Source organism: Thalassospiraceae bacterium LMO-SO8 (genome assembly GCA_031655335.1).
Classification (GTDB): domain Bacteria; phylum Pseudomonadota; class Alphaproteobacteria; order Rhodospirillales; family Casp-alpha2; genus UBA1479.
In genome coordinates this window covers 1749177-1762284 of the sequence record CP134226.1, presented here as the reverse complement: position 1 = coordinate 1762284, position 13108 = coordinate 1749177, and the positions used below count along the sequence as shown (strand labels likewise).

Annotated in this window: 14 protein-coding genes; 10 read left to right on the top strand and 4 right to left on the bottom strand. The window is 66.2% G+C overall.

What is annotated here, in order from left to right:
• Positions 1 to 6: 6 nt before the first annotated feature.
• On the bottom strand, positions 7 to 423 hold the full coding sequence (locus tag RJ527_08490; protein WND77769.1) for a VOC family protein: 417 nt from the start codon (positions 421 to 423) through the stop codon (positions 7 to 9).
• A gap of 53 nt (positions 424 to 476) precedes the next feature.
• Positions 477 to 1364, bottom strand: a complete 888-nt coding sequence (locus RJ527_08485) for a transcriptional regulator GcvA (GenBank protein WND77768.1) — start codon at positions 1362 to 1364, stop codon at positions 477 to 479.
• Between the two features lie 285 nt (positions 1365 to 1649).
• Between RJ527_08485 and RJ527_08480 the strand changes: the two genes are divergently transcribed.
• The 4 genes from RJ527_08480 to RJ527_08465 all read left to right on the top strand — a co-directional run bounded on the left by RJ527_08480 (position 1650) and on the right by RJ527_08465 (position 5730).
• Entirely contained in the window at positions 1650 to 1913 is a 264-nt protein-coding gene (locus RJ527_08480) for a DUF1127 domain-containing protein (protein WND77767.1), read from the top strand.
• Positions 1914 to 2036: 123 nt separating this feature from the next.
• The gene (locus tag RJ527_08475; protein WND77766.1) at positions 2037 to 2960 is read left to right on the top strand and encodes a DMT family transporter; all 924 of its coding nucleotides are present in this window, start codon (positions 2037 to 2039) and stop codon (positions 2958 to 2960) included.
• A gap of 50 nt (positions 2961 to 3010) precedes the next feature.
• A complete protein-coding gene (locus RJ527_08470) occupies positions 3011 to 4240 on the top strand; it encodes an MFS transporter (protein ID WND77765.1) in 1230 nt (409 codons plus the stop codon).
• Between the two features lie 161 nt (positions 4241 to 4401).
• Positions 4402 to 5730, top strand: coding sequence for a HAMP domain-containing sensor histidine kinase (locus RJ527_08465; protein WND77764.1), 1329 nt, complete (start codon positions 4402 to 4404; stop codon positions 5728 to 5730).
• On the opposite strand, the gene RJ527_08460 is transcribed toward RJ527_08465, so the two are convergent.
• On the bottom strand, positions 5723 to 6724 hold the full coding sequence (locus RJ527_08460; GenBank protein ID WND77763.1) for an NADPH:quinone oxidoreductase family protein: 1002 nt from the start codon (positions 6722 to 6724) through the stop codon (positions 5723 to 5725). The genes RJ527_08465 and RJ527_08460 overlap by 8 nt on opposite strands.
• A gap of 135 nt (positions 6725 to 6859) precedes the next feature.
• Between RJ527_08460 and RJ527_08455 the strand changes: the two genes are divergently transcribed.
• Positions 6860 to 7438 carry an RNA methyltransferase gene (locus RJ527_08455; protein ID WND77762.1) on the top strand — a complete coding sequence of 193 codons (579 nt, stop codon included), beginning with the start codon at positions 6860 to 6862 and terminating at the stop codon, positions 7436 to 7438.
• On the opposite strand, the gene RJ527_08450 is transcribed toward RJ527_08455, so the two are convergent.
• Positions 7426 to 8493 carry an asparaginase gene (locus tag RJ527_08450; GenBank protein WND77761.1) on the bottom strand — a complete coding sequence of 356 codons (1068 nt, stop codon included), beginning with the start codon at positions 8491 to 8493 and terminating at the stop codon, positions 7426 to 7428. The two genes, RJ527_08455 and RJ527_08450, sit on opposite strands and share 13 nt — an antisense overlap.
• A gap of 100 nt (positions 8494 to 8593) precedes the next feature.
• Here RJ527_08450 and RJ527_08445 point away from each other — a divergent pair, with 100 nt between their 5' ends.
• Genes RJ527_08445 through RJ527_08425 form a run of 5 tightly spaced genes read left to right on the top strand, consistent with a single transcriptional unit; the run spans position 8594 to position 13081 of the window.
• Positions 8594 to 9100 carry an invasion associated locus B family protein gene (locus RJ527_08445; GenBank protein WND77760.1) on the top strand — a complete coding sequence of 169 codons (507 nt, stop codon included), beginning with the start codon at positions 8594 to 8596 and terminating at the stop codon, positions 9098 to 9100.
• 55 nt (positions 9101 to 9155) lie between these two features.
• A complete protein-coding gene (gene rlmN, locus RJ527_08440) occupies positions 9156 to 10316 on the top strand; it encodes a 23S rRNA (adenine(2503)-C(2))-methyltransferase RlmN (protein ID WND77759.1) in 1161 nt (386 codons plus the stop codon).
• Complete coding sequence (locus RJ527_08435; protein ID WND77758.1) at positions 10309 to 10701, top strand: DUF427 domain-containing protein; 393 nt, start codon at positions 10309 to 10311, stop codon at positions 10699 to 10701. The genes rlmN and RJ527_08435 overlap by 8 nt, the downstream gene beginning before the upstream one ends.
• Positions 10698 to 12416 (top strand): glycosyltransferase family 39 protein, encoded by a 1719-nt coding sequence (locus RJ527_08430; GenBank protein WND77757.1) that lies wholly within the window; start codon positions 10698 to 10700, stop codon positions 12414 to 12416. The genes RJ527_08435 and RJ527_08430 overlap by 4 nt, the downstream gene beginning before the upstream one ends.
• Positions 12413 to 13081 carry a phosphatase PAP2 family protein gene (locus RJ527_08425; protein ID WND77756.1) on the top strand — a complete coding sequence of 223 codons (669 nt, stop codon included), beginning with the start codon at positions 12413 to 12415 and terminating at the stop codon, positions 13079 to 13081. Before RJ527_08430 ends, RJ527_08425 begins: the two co-directional genes overlap by 4 nt.
• The last annotated feature ends 27 nt before the right edge of the window (positions 13082 to 13108 follow it).

The window sequence follows — 13108 nt, the reverse complement described above, 5'->3', positions numbered from 1 at the left end:
CGCGACTCAGGGCCCCTCGAAACGCTGGCCGGAAATCGCCGGATGGAAGATCGGCTGAATCACGTTGCCCGCCGGGTCGGTGCAGTGGAACGACCGCGCTCCGTCGAAATGATCCGCCGGCGTGTCCAGCAGGTTGACCCCCTTGGCCTTCATGAAGTCGTACCAGGCCTGCAGGTCTTCCTTGCTGTCGACGACGAAACCGAAATGATCCATGGGCCGCTTGGCGGGCGGCGTCTCGCCGGGCCGGGCGCGGCCGAGCGACAGATTGTCGTTGCCCAACGTCAGGTAGACCAGGTCGTCGTTGAAGCGGCTGAGTTCCCGCATGCCCAGGATGTCGCGGTAGAAACGCTCACATGCGTCGAAGTTTTCGACCACCAGGGCGAGGTGGCGCAGGCCGTTCAGGGGGGGCGGGGATACGGTCATGGCGGAAGTCTCCTCAAGTTTCGCCGCCACCTTAAAAGGGCGGGCGGGCGCCGTCACGCGGCTTCGAACTCGCCCATCAGCCATTCGCGGAAGGCGCGGATCTTGGGCCGGTCCTCCTCGCCCTCGACGCAGGCCAGGTAATAGGCCTGGGGGGCCGGCAGGGCGAAGTCGAACGGCCGCACCAGGCGGCCTTCGGCCAGATCGTCGGCGACCATGACGCTGCGGCCCAAGGCGACGCCCTCGCCCGCCCGCGCGGCCAGCAACACCAGGTTGGAATGAGAATAGCCGGGCCCCCGTTCCGGGTTGACCGTATCGCAGCCGACCGCCGCCAGCCAGTCACGCCAGTCGACCGGCATCTCGTCATGCAGCAGGGTGTAATGGGCGAGGTCGCGGGGCTCTTTCAAGGGCGGTCCCTTGGCGATCAGTTCCGGCGCACAGACGGGAAACAGCTCCTCCGTCCGCAGCAGGGACACGGTCAGCCCCGGCCAGTTGCCGCGGCCATAGCGCACGGCGACGTCCACGCCCTCCCGCGCCAGATCGACCATGCGGTCGACCATGACCAGGCGCACGTCGATATCCGGATGGGCCTGACGGAACCGGCCGAGGCGGGGCACCAGCCAGGATTGCGCGAAGGAATCCATGGTCGTCACGGTCAAGACCCCTTCGGAATCCTGGCGCTGCACCCGGTTGACCGCCGTGGTCAGGATGTCCATGGCCTCGCGCACCTCGGGAAACAAAAGCTGCCCCGCCTCGGTCAGCACCAGGGCGCGGCTGAGGCGCCGGAACAGGGGAAAGCCGAGCCAGTCCTCAAGCCCGCGAATCTGGTGGCTGACCGCCGCCTGGGTCACGTTGAGTTCCTCCGCCGCCTGGGTGAACGACAGGTGACGGGCCGCCGCCTCAAAGACGCGCAATGCGTTCAGGGGCGGCAGGCGGCGCGACATGATTGTACCATAACATTAAATTTCCTTATCGTGACATACCCATTAAATCTTCGATATTTTTTAACTATATGAAAATAAACATTTTTAATATTGTACTGATACATATGAATTATAATTTCTAATCCATACAGGAAATTTTGTCGTTTGTGAACGGGCCTTGTTCTCGCTTATTCAACCTGGGCGCCACAGATGGCGCGACCTTTGAGAACGACACCGTAACCGACTTATTCGCAACCCCGCCCGGACGGCGGCAACCGTCCCGGCAACGAAACAAGGACAGGACCCATGGCCTCGTCATCGACGACCACGCAGACAGCGGGCCGCTCCGTCGCCCGCCCGGGCCTGTTTCCTCTTGGACAGGCCCTCGCTTCGCTTACCGTTTCCGCCGCGCAGGCGGTGTTCAATTTCCCGACCACCCTCGTGAAATGGCAGAAACGGTACGAAATGCGCCGCCATCTCGACGAGATGAACCCGCGGCTGCTCGCGGATGTGGGCCTGACCCGGGCCGACGTTCGCCGCGAGGTTGAAAAGCCGTTTTGGATTTCCTGATCCAAGAGACTAAACTTTCCCTGGCACGATCAGTGCCCCTGGACGGGACCGATCCCCGCGATCGGTCCCGTCGCCCTTTTTCCACCGGCGATCGCCTCGCCGCCCCGGCCCGGAACCAATTCCGTGATCCTGCTGCTTTACGCCGTGACCGTTTTCGCCTGGGGTTTCAGCTGGTACGGCGTCCAGCTGCAATTGGGCGTCGTCGCACCCGAGGTCTCCGTGTTCTACCGTTTCGCCCTGTCGGCGGCGGTGATGTACGCGTTCTGCCGGGCGACCGGGCGCGCCATCGATTTCCGGCCGCGCGACCACGCCTGGGTCGCGGCCCAGGGCCTGTTCCTGTTCGGCAGCAATTTCTATCTGGTCTATCTGGGCGCGCAGCATCTGCCGTCGGGCCTGGTCTCGATTCTGTTCTCGCTCGTCATCGTCATGAACGTGGCCGGGGGGGCGCTGGTCCTGCACAACCGGGTGGAGCCCCGCATGGTGATCGGCGCGGTGTTCGGGATCGGCGGCATCGCCGTCATCTTCTGGCCGGAACTGGCCCATTTCGACCTCACCCAGGGCGGAGCCAAGGGCATGGTCCTGGTCCTCTGCGGCACCGCCTCGGCCGCCACGGGCATGCTGATTTCGGCGCTCAACCAGCGTCGCGGATTGGGCGTGGTGCGCACCAACACCATGGGCATGGTCTACGGCTCCCTGTTCCTGCTGGTCTACTGCTTGGCGCGCGGCGCCGAATTCCGCATGGAATGGACGACGGCCTACGTGGGCTCGCTTTTGTTCCTCGCGATCATTTCCACCGTCGTCGCCTTCGCCACCTATCTGACCCTGGTGGGCCGCATCGGGCCCGAACGCGCCAGCTATTCATCGGTCCTGTTTCCCCTGGTGGCCTTGGCCGTATCGACCTGGATGGAAGGTTTCCAATGGACGACCGGCGCCATCTTCGGCGTCGGCTGCGTGCTGGTCGGCAACCTGTTCGTCCTGACCCCGCCCGCCGTGGTGGCGCGGCTGATGCGCCGCACGGTTCCGCCCACGGCCGCCGCATCCGACTGACCCGACACGTCTGACCGGCCCCGACCTACTGGTTTCAACGAGGAAACGCCATGTCCACCAAACGCATCGGTATCGCCATCTGGATCGTCGCCTTCGCCGGCTGCCTGATCGGCAGCCTGAACCTGGGCACCCGCACCACCTTCGGCCTGTTCCAGACCGATATCCTGCGCGACCTCGCCATCACGCCCGGCGACTTCGGCCTGGCCATCGCCGTGCAGAACCTGATGTGGGGCATCGCCACGCCGTTCATGGGGGCGATCGCCGACAAGTTCGGCAGCATGCGCATGATGATCCTGGGCGCCCTGCTGTACGCCGCGGGACTGTACGTCATGGGCACGGCGGACAGTCTGTTCGCGTTCAACGTCGGCGCCGGGTTCCTGATCGGCATCGGCATGGGCGGCACCGGGTTCGGCGTCGTCCTGGGTGCCGTCGGCCGCCGCGTGCCCGCCGAGAACCGTTCCCTGGCGCTCGGCATCGCCAGCGCCGGCGGCTCCTTCGGCCAGTTCTACATGGCCCCCGTCGGTCAGGCGCTGCTGGAAACCTACGGCTGGACCGGGGCGTTGACGGCGCTCGCCGTGATCATGCTGTTCGCCGTGCCGCTGGCCTTTCTGTTGGCGCGCCAGCCGCTCGGCCCCGACGCCACGCCCGTCACCCAGCGCCAGGGCAAGAGCGCCGAGATCAGCCTGGGCGAAGCCCTGGGCGGTGCCTACCGTCACCTGGGCTTCAACCTGCTGACCCTGGGATTCTTCGTTTGCGGTTTCCAGGTCGCCTTCATCACCGTGCATTTCCCCAAGTACCTGGAGCTTCTGCACATCGACCTGCGGATCGCGGCACTTGCCCTGTCGCTGATCGGGCTGTGCAACATCGTCGGCACCTTCGCCTGCGGCGCGCTCGGCGGCCGGTTCCCCAAGAAATGGGTTCTGGCCTGGCTCTATTTCCTGCGCTCGCTCTGCATCATCGCCCTGCTGGCCGCTCCCAAGACCGAGACCAACATCCTGTTGTTCGCCGGCGCCATGGGGCTGTTGTGGCTCGGCACGGTGCCGCTGACGTCCGGCCTGGTCGCCCATATGTTCGGCGTGCGCTATCTGTCCATGCTGTTCGGGATCACCTTCCTGAGCCATCAGGTCGGCAGCTTCCTCGGTGTGTGGCTGGGCGGCTATCTGTACCAGACCACCGGGTCTTATGATTGGGTGTGGTACGGCTCCATCGCGCTCGGCTTCGCCGCCGCCGCCCTGCATATCCCCATTCCGGAAAAGCGCCCCGCCGCCGCCGCGGCCTGATCGGTCCCGCTCCGTTTCGCCGGCCCCGCCTGGCCCCCGTCCGGGCGGGCGCTGGCTGTTGTCGCCGGTGCTTCATACATCTATAACCCATGCCGATCCTGCACCCTCGGCCCGCGTCGCCGCCGGCCGGCAACCCTGTTTGGCCGGTCTTTATGTTCAACATGAGCTCCATCCTGATCTCGCTGACCGTGGTGCAGTTCATCATGGCCGCGATCCTGACCACCTTCTGGTTGGCGCGGATCAAGACCGGCGGCTTGAAGGAAATGGCTCTGGCCATGACCGTCGGCGGGGTCGGCGCGCTGGCCGTCGGCGCCGGCGCCGCGATGATGGATTTTCGCCCCGCCGGTTTCGGCCTGATGTGTTTCGTCGTCGCCATCCTGTCGGCGACGCGGGCCATGGGCCGCCTGCAGAACCGGCGCCCGCGCTATGTTCTGGAATTGGCGGCGCTGATCATTTCCGCCGCCGGCATCTATTATTTCATCGTCGTCAAACAGAACGTCGCCGGCGGGTTGGTCGTAAACTCCGTTATATTCGCCATCGTCTGCGGCCTGACCGCACGGGATCTTTTCGGCGAACGCGACCCGAGCCTCAGAACCGCCTGCCGCATTCTCGGCGCGATGTTCGCGGTGTTCGCGGCCCTTCAGCTGTTCCGCATTTTCGTCCGGCCGCTATTCGACGGGCCCGTGGGACCGAACGACCAGATCGTGACCCTGGATGTTGCCTTCGCGTTCATCGGCATGGCGACGGTGATCGGCTGGAGCCTCGGCCTGTTGTGGGCGTCCTGCAACCGCGCCGAATACCAACTGCGCGCCGCCTATGAAGAGCTGGAGCGGTTTTCCGGCGCCGTCGCCCATGACCTGAAATCACCGCTCAATGCCGTGATCGGCAATCTTGAGGCCGCAATCCTGCCGTCATCGGCCATGAGCGACCAGCAGAGGGCGGCGTTCCTTGCCTCCGCCCATAAGGCCGCCTTGCGCATGAACCGCTTTATTGGCGACCTGCTCGACGATGCCCGGTCGGCGCAGCAGGCCTCATCGGCCGAAACCGCCGATCCCGGTCAATGCCTGCGCGAAGCCCAAGACAGCCTGCGTCCGATGATCGACGCCGTCGCCGCCGAGATCACCGTCGGTGATCTTCCACCCGTTGCCGTCACTCCATTGCAGTTGACCCGCGTGTTCCAGAACCTGTTGGACAATGCCCTTAAGTACAGGTCGCTGGAGCGGCCCCTGACCATCGATATTTCCGCCCGGCGCCAGGGCGACACCGTGCAGATTTACATCAAGGACAACGGCGCCGGGATCTCCCAAGCCGATCAGCCCCGGGTGTTCAACCGCTTCGAGCGCGGCGGCAAGCAGTCCCTTGTGCCCGGCGACGGCGTGGGCCTGTCGGAATGCCGGCGGATCGTTGAAAAGGCCGGCGGATCGATCGACCTGTCTTCCCAGCTGGGCACCGGCTCGACCTTCCGCCTGATCCTGCCCGCCGTTAGTTGAGGGTGCCCGGCGCGGCCCCCGTGGTCAGCACGACCTTGCCCGTCGACTTGCGCGACAGCAGCATGTTCATGCCGTCCTTCGCGTCGGCCAGGTCGAACACATGGCTGACATGGGGGCGCAGGTCGCCCGCCGCCATCCAGCCCAGAAGCTCGTTGAAGGAGCGCTCGATCAAATCCGGGTCGAGGGTACGGTGCGCGCCCCAGTAGAAGCCGATGACCGAGAGGTTCTTGACCAGCAGGATGTTGGCCGGGATCTGCGGCACCGTGCCGGACGCGAACCCGACGACCAGGATGCGCCCGCCCTGCACCGTGCAACGCAGCGACGCATCGAACGCCGTGCCGCCGACCGGATCATAGACGCAATCGGCCCCGCGTCCGTCCGTCAACTGCTTGACCCGTTCGCGGATGTCTTCCTTGCGGTAGTCGATCAAATGGTCGGCGCCATATTCCTTGGCCACGGCCAGCTTGTCGGGCCCGCCCGCCGTGGCGATCACCGTCGCGCCCAGCTTCTTGCCGATCTCGACCGCCGTCAGGCCGACCCCGCCGGCCGCCCCGTGAACCAGCAAGACCTCCCCCGGCTGTACCTTCAGCTTGTCGACCAGGCCGACATGCGAGGTGCCGTAGACGATGGGAAAGGCGGCGGCGGAGACGAAATCCAGATTGTCGGGAATGGCGAAGACCGTGGCCTCATGGGTGACCGCCTCGGACGCGTAACCGCCGTAATGCACCGTCGCCATGACCCGATCGCCCGGCGCGACGCGGGTCACGCCGGGGGCGACCTCCAGCACGTCGCCCGCGACCTCCAGCCCCGGCGAGAACGGGAACGGCGGCTTGACCTGATATTCGCCCTTGCACATCAGGGTGTCGGCGAAATTGATGCCCGCCGCCTGCACCCGGATGCGCACGCCGTTCTCGGTCATCGGCGGGACGGGGGCGTCGTCGACGCAGGTCAGGGCGTCGATGCCGTCGAAGGTGGTGCAGACAACCGCGCGCATCGGGGTCTCCTTTTTAAGACAGGTTGGGCAAAACTTGATTTCGGGCCGGAATTGGCCAAGGTTGCGCAACCTGACCATACCAAGGGCCAAAGGGCAAGACGCCCCGGACCCGCTTTCAGGGGATGAAGGCAAACCATGCGCGGATATTTCGGAATCGGGGTCGAAGGCATTTCCAAGACCATGAACGTGGGCAATCTGTTCCGCACGGCCCATGCCTTCGGGGCGTCTTTCGTGTTCACCATCGACGCGACCTACGAGCGCACCATCGGGCAAAAGGCCGACACCTCGAAAAGCGGGGGGCATGTGCCGTTCTACAGCTTTCCCACGGCCGATCAGGTGATGCTGCCGGACGGCTGCAAGCTGGTCGGGGTCGAGCTGCTGGAAAATTCGATTGAACTGCCGAGCTTCCGCCACCCGCAGCAGGCGGCCTATGTCCTGGGACCGGAGCGCGGCGAGCTGAGCCCCGAGATGATCCGGCGCTGCGACCACATCATCCAGATTCCCATGTCATTCTGCGTCAACGTCGGCATCGCCGGGGCCATCGTCATGTACGACCGGCTGACCAGCCAGGGCCGTTTCGCGCCCCGCCCCGTGGCCGAGGGCGGCCCCGTCGAGGACCTGCCCGCCCCTCAGTTCGGCGGGCGCTTCTCGCGCAAGGCGCAGGCCCGCATGAAGGCCTTCGAGGACACGCCGCCGGAAGTCTACAACGACTGAGGCCGGTCCCAGCCCGCCTGGGGCCGCACGGCGCCGACGGGCGCACCCTCCGCGTTGACCACGGTCATCTCCAGGAACGGCGCCATGTCGGCGCGCGCCCCGTCGTCGAAGGCGCCCAGGAAATTCAACAAATTCGCCATCAACGTATCGGACGCGCGCTTGGCCCCGTCCTCGGCCTTCACCGCCACGCCCAGGCCCAGGCCCGGCAGGATCGCCGCGTGCACGGCCTCGGCCCCCGTCTTGGTCGCGAACACGGGCACGCCCGTGCGCTTGGCGACGGCGATGCCCGCCGTCATGGCGGCATGGTCGAAGCGCCCGCGCCCGGAAACCATGAAGTTGTGCTTGGCCATGGACGACACGATGCGCTGGACGGCGGCCGTGCGCACGGCCCCCAGGCCGGCCGTTCCCGGGTCGGCCATTTTCGCCATGGCGCGGGCGAGGGCTGATAACGGCATGCCGTAGACGGGAATGCCGCAGCCGTCGACGCCGCGCCCCGTGCCCGAAAGCTCCGCCCCGCCCATTTCCACGAGCGCCTGATACAGCCGCCGCTGCACCGGATGGTCCGCGCCGGTGTAGCCGTGGATATCTTCGCCCATGTGCAGCGCCGTCGCGAGAAAGCCCGTGTGCTTGCCCGAACAGTTGTTGTGCAGGCGCGTCGGGGCGTCGCCCTGCTTGATCAGGCGATGGGCCGCGGCCTCGTCCGTCGGCATCTGAGGGCCGCATTCCAGGTCACCTTCGCCCCGGCCGATGTCGTCCAGCCAAGCCTCGACCGCCATGATATGCGCCGCCGAGGCGGAATGGGACGCGGTGGCCAGGGCGATGCGCTCGTCGGTCAGGCGCCAGTGGTCGGCCGCCCCCGTTTCGATCAGGGCCAGGGTCTGCAGCGGCTTGATCGCGGAGCGGGGGTAGATTTCCTTATCCGCGTCGCCCCAGGCGTGGATGATGTTTCCGGCCGCGTCGGCGACCGCCGCATGAACGCGGTGGCGGCTTTCGACCAGGGTGCCGCGCGTGACCTCGATGATCGCGGGGGCCGGTGAATGGATGCTTTTCGTCATGCCTTCCCATGCCACCGAACGGCGGCCCTGGCAAGGGGGCCGGAAAGTTATCCCGTCGCCCGGGCTTGAGGCCCGCCGCCGTCCCGGCTATCTATGAGCGATGATAAAATGCATCGCCGCCGCCGCCCTTGCCGCCCTGGCCATCCTGACCCCCGCCGCCGCCCAGGCCGCGCCGGAGCTGATCGGCCTGTTCGACGACTGGGAGGCCTACACGGCCAACGAGGCCGGGGCCAAGATCTGCTACATGGGCTCCGAGCCCAAGAAGATGGAAGGCAAGTATTCCGCGCGCGGCCGCGTCGTCATGCTGGTCACCCATCGGCCCAAGGACAAGGAAAAGGGCGTCGTTTCCGTGACCACCGGCTACGACTACAAGGAAGGCTCGGACGCCACGGTGACCATCGGCGACAAGACCTACAAGCTGTTCACCTCGGGCGGCCATGCCTTCGCCGAGGAAGGCAAGGACGCGGCCCTGGTCGACGCCATGATCCGGGGCGCGGACATGGTCGTGAAGGGCACCTCGTCGCGCGGCACCCTGACGACGGACACCTATTCGCTCAAGGGCTTCACCGCCGCCTGGAAAGCCATCGGCAAGGCCTGCGGGTTCTAGCCTTCTTGGCGTTTTCACGTTGGGAAGCGGGCCCGGACGCGCTATATGAGGGCCCATGACGATGGAAACCGCCCCCGAAAAGACCAATCTGGTCGGCCTGTCCCGCGAGGAACTGGCCGAAGCGGTCGCGGCTGTCGGCGAAAAACCGTTCCGCACCAAGCAGTTGTGGCACTGGATCTATCACCAGGGTGAAACCGACTTCGCCCGGATGACGACCCTGGCCAAGCCGCTGCGCGAAAAGCTGGCCGAGGTGTTCGAGGTCCGCAAGCCCGTCGTCAGTCGCGAGCAGACGTCGAGCGACCGCACCCGCAAGTGGCTGGTCAAGTTCGCCGACGGCAACGAGGCGGAAACCGTCTACATCCCCGAGGACGACCGGGGGGCGATCTGCATCTCGTCCCAGGTCGGCTGCACCCTGACCTGCACGTTCTGCCACACGGGCACGCAGAAGCTGGTGCGCAACCTGACCTCGGCGGAAATCGTCGGCCAGTTCATGGTCGCCCGCGACAGTTACGGCGAATGGCCGACGCCCATGGACGGCGGGCGGATGATTTCCAACATCGTGATGATGGGCATGGGGGAGCCCCTGTTCAATTACGATAACGTATCGAAGGCGCTGAAGATCATCATGGACGGCGAGGGCATCGCCCTGTCCAAGCGGCGGATCACCCTGTCGACCTCGGGCGTGGTGCCGATGATGGAAAAATGCGGCGCGGAACTGGGCGTCAACCTGGCCGTGTCGCTGCATGCCGTGACGGACGAACTGCGCGATGTGCTGGTGCCCATCAACAAGAAGTATCCCCTGAAGGAATTGATCCGCGCCTGCCGCGAATACCCCGGGGCCAACAACGCCCGGCGCATCACCTTCGAATACGTGATGCTGAAGGGCGTCAACGATTCCGAGGCCGACGCCCGGCAGTTGCTGCGCCTGGCCAAGGGCATCCCGGTCAAGTTCAACCTGATCCCGTTCAACGCCTGGCCGGGCGCACCCTACGAATGCTCGACGCCCGAGGCCATGGACAAGTTCGTCACCATCCTCAACGACGGCGGCTTCTCGTCGCCGATCCGCCAGCCCCGCGGGCGCGACATCATGGCCGCCTGCGGACAGCTGAAATCGGCCAGCGAGCGCGAGCGCCTGAAGCGCATGACCGCCCGTGTCGAGGCCCTGGTTCCCGAGGGCGCCGACCCCGCCCCGCGCGACGCGGCGGGCAATGCCTGATCCGGTAATGGCCGCCGGCGGGATTGAAATCGCCGATTTCCCCGGCCGCGTGCGCACCGCGATCTGCGGCATCGTCATCGCCGACAGCACGAACGCCAAGATTCTGCGCGAGGACGGCCATCCCGCCGTGTTCTATTTCCCGCCCGAGGACGTGCGCACGGCCGAATTCCTGACCGCGACGGCAACCCGCACGACCTGCCCCAAGAAGGGCGAGGCGCGATATTGGACCTTCCGGCTGGGTGACATCGAGGAAACCGACCTGGCCTGGGCCTATCCCAACCCGATCCCGGCCTGCGCCGCCATCAAGGACCACGTCGCGTTCTATTGGGCGCGCATGGACGTATGGTTCGTCGGCGACAAACCCATTTCGGCGCCGCCCGCATGAGCGCCGCCGCCAAAAAAGCCCCGCGCCTGGGCCGCCGCCTGCTGATCAATCCGACCCTGGGCTGGAAACCCTATGCCCTGCTGACCCTGTTCTGCTGCATCCTGTTCCTGCCGGGCATCGCCAGCCTGCCGCCGCTCGACCGGGACGAGGCCCGCTTCGCCCAGGCGACGGCGCAGATGCTGGAAACCGGGGATTTCGTCGACATCCGCTTCCAGGACCAGCCCCGCCACAAGAAGCCCGCCGGCATCCACTGGCTGCAGGCGGCCAGCGTTACCCTGCTGTCCGACGTGGCGGCGCGGGAGATCTGGGCTTACCGCGTGCCGTCGGTGATCGGCGCCTGGGCGGCGGTGCTGCTGACCTTCGCCCTGGGCTGTCTGCTGTTCGACCGGCGCGCGGCGTTCACGGCGGCGGCCATGCTGGCGGCGTCGACCCTGCTGATCCTGGAGGCCCATCAGGCCAAGACCGACGCGGTCCTGCTGGCCTGCGTCCTGGCCCTGATGCTGCCGCTGGCCCGTCATTACCTGGCGGCCCGGCGGGGGAAAGACGAAACAGCCGGGATCGGCTGGTCGCTGCTGTTCTGGCTGGCGCTGGCCGCCGGCATTCTCATCAAGGGGCCGATCGCGCCCCTGATCGCCGCCCTGACCCTGGCAACCCTCGCCGTCGCCGACCGCGATGCCCGCTGGATCAAGGGGCTCGGCTGGCTCTGGGGTCTGCCGCTGATGCTGGTCCTCGCCCTGCCCTGGTTCCTCATGGTCGGCGACAAAGGGGACGGCGGCGACGGCTTCGTCATGACGGCGATCACCACGGACCTGATCCCCAAGCTTCTGGGCGGGCAGGAAAGCCATGGTGCCCCGCCGGGATACTATGTCCTGACCATGCTTCTGTTTTTCTGGCCTGGGGTGTTCCTGGCCTGGCCGGCTCTGTTCCGCGCGTGGAAGGAACGCACCGACCCGGCGCTGCGTTTCTGCCTCGCCTGGCTGCTCCCGGCCTGGATCCTGATGGAAATCATTCCGACCAAGCTGCCCCATTACGTGCTGCCGCTCTATCCGGCCCTGGCCCTGATCTGCGCGCGGTCCGCCATGGCGATTCTCGACGGCAAGGCCCCCTGGTACGACAAGCGGGCCCTGTGGTTGACCGGCGGGCTCTGGGCCCTGGTCGGCCTGACCCTGGGCGGCGCGGCCGCCTATCTGCCCCTTCATTTCGGGCTCGATCCGACCTGGCGCACCTGGTTCTTTGCCCTGTTCGCGGTCTATCTTCTGGCCACCACGGCGGCCGCCATGAAACACCACGTGATCACCGAAGCCCTGGAAAATTCCCTGATTTCCGGGGGCATCCTGACCGCCATGGTGGTCTGGCTGATGGTCGCGGGCTTCGCGCCCATGTGGGTCGCCGCGCGCGCGGCCAATGCCGTGGCGGCGGAATTCAAGGATGGCGCCGTTCCCGTGACAGCCGCCGCCGGATTTTCCGAACCGTCCCTGGTTTTTCTTTCCGGAACAAAAACAATATTGACCTCGGGCGGTGCCGCCGCCCAGCACCTGTTGAACGAACCTCGGGCCGCCGCCATCATCGAGGGCCGGGAACTGCCCGCCTTCACCAAGGCGCTCGGCGACCGGGCGGCGGAGGTCCGCGAAGCCGCCCGGGTATCCGGCATCAACTATTCCAAGGGCAAGCCCGTGACCCTGCATGTCTTCGTGCGGAAGGTCCCAGCCAAATGAGCAAAACCGCCGCAAAGCCCCTGAACTGGAGCCTGATCATTGGCGGGTTCCTCGCCGCCGCCGCCATCTCAGCCCTGTGCATGGCATTTGTCGACGAGGCCGCCGCGCGGTTCTTCCGCGCCGCCTTCGACGCCGACCAGCGGCGGTTTTTCGGCCATACGGTGGGGGCGCTGGGCAAGCCGGAATTCTATTTCGCGGCCGCCGCCCTGACCGCCGCCGTCTGCTGGGTCCTGCGCCGCCGCATGGCCGAGGGGAGCGAACACCTGCGCCGTGCCATGCACGCGGCCCTGTTCGTGATCCTTTCCATCGCCTCGGCGGGCGTGCTGGTCAACCTGCTGAAGTTCCTGATCGGCCGCATGCGGCCCCGCGAGCTGCTGGAAAACGGCCTGTACGGCTTCGTCCCCTTCAACACGGATTTCGGCATGAACTCCTACCCCTCGGGTCATTCCCAGATGGTGTGGTCGCTGGCCGTGTCGCTGTTTTTGATTTTTCCCCGGCTGTGGCCTCTGCTGTTCACCTTCGCCGCCGCCGTCGCCGCCAGCCGCTTCCTGGCCAGCGTTCATTACGTATCCGACGTGGTGATGGGCAGCTACATCGGCGCCGTGGTGCCGCTGCTGCTGAAGCATTACCTCTACGACCGGCGCGGCATCGCCCTCCGCCCCTAGGCCCCGTCCCCGCCTTCAGACAGTCTT